Origin of the sequence: Micromonospora sediminimaris (genome assembly GCF_016863575.1) — a bacterium.
In the GTDB taxonomy this organism is placed as follows: Bacteria; Actinomycetota; Actinomycetes; order Mycobacteriales; family Micromonosporaceae; genus Micromonospora; species Micromonospora sediminimaris.
The window spans coordinates 1-1,148 of sequence record NZ_BOPD01000075.1 but is presented as its reverse complement, the minus strand read 5'-3'; the positions used below and the strand labels follow the sequence as shown (position 1 = coordinate 1,148).

The window sequence follows — 1,148 nt, the reverse complement described above, 5'->3', positions numbered from 1 at the left end:
AAGGCTCCGGCACCCAGCAGGCCAACACCTACCGCAACGTGGTCAACGACTGCCTCGCGGTCCCGCGGTGCAACGGCATCACCGTGTGGGGCATCCGGGACAGCGACTCGTGGCGCTCGTACGGCACCCCGCTGCTGTTCGACAACAACGGCAACAAGAAGCAGGCGTACACGGCCACCCTGGACGCGTTGAACAGCGCCGGCCCCGGCCCCACTCCCACTCCCACCACGCCGGGTCCCACTCCCACCCCCACGACGCCGCCGCCCTCCGACTCCGCCAGCGAGATCGTCGGCAGCCAGTCGGGCCGCTGCATCGACGTACCCAACGCCTCCCGCGACAACGGCACCCGCGTCCAGCTCTACGACTGCAACAAGCAGACCAACCAGTCCTGGACCTACACCTCGAACAAGCAGCTACGCGTCTACGGCGACATGTGCCTGGACGCTGGCGGCTCCGGCAACGGCACCGCGATCCAGATCTACAGCTGCCACAGCGGGACCAACCAGCAGTGGAACGTCAACTCCAACGGCACCATCAGCGGCGTCCAGTCCGGGCGCTGCCTGGACGTGTGGAGCACCTCCAACGGCGCGCAGGTTCAGCTGTACGACTGCCACGGACAGAGCAACCAGCAGTTCCGGCTCGTCTCCCTCGGCGGTCCCACCACCCCGCCGACCACGCCGCCGCCGACCACCACGCCGCCGACCTCGCCACCGCCGACCGGTACCTGCAACCTGCCGTCGTCGTACCGCTGGTCGTCGACGGGTGCGCTGGCGCAGCCGCGGTCGGGTTGGGTGTCGTTGAAGGACTTCACCCACGCGCCGTACAACGGTCAGCACCTGGTCTACGGCACCACGCACGACACCGGCACCACCTGGGGCTCGATGAACTTCGGCCTGTTCTCGAACTGGAACCAGATGGGCTCGGCAAGCCAGAACCAGATGCCCTTCGCGGCCGTCGCGCCGTCGCTGTTCTACTTCGCTCCCCGCAACGTCTGGGTGCTGGCGTACCAGTGGGGCGGGCCGGCGTTCTCCTACCGGACCTCGACCGACCCCACCAACGTGAACAGCTGGTCGGCGCACCAGACGCTGTTCACCGGAAGCATCTCCAACTCCAACACCGGTCCGATCGACCAGGCGCTCATCGGTGAC

The 1,148-nt window shown here is 67.8% G+C and carries 1 protein-coding gene; it reads left to right on the top strand.

Annotated elements, in window-relative coordinates; all coding sequences use genetic code 11:
• Positions 1 to 1,148 (top strand): non-reducing end alpha-L-arabinofuranosidase family hydrolase (locus Vse01_RS29150; RefSeq protein WP_204019289.1); only part of this gene is annotated, 1,148 nt, incomplete at both ends.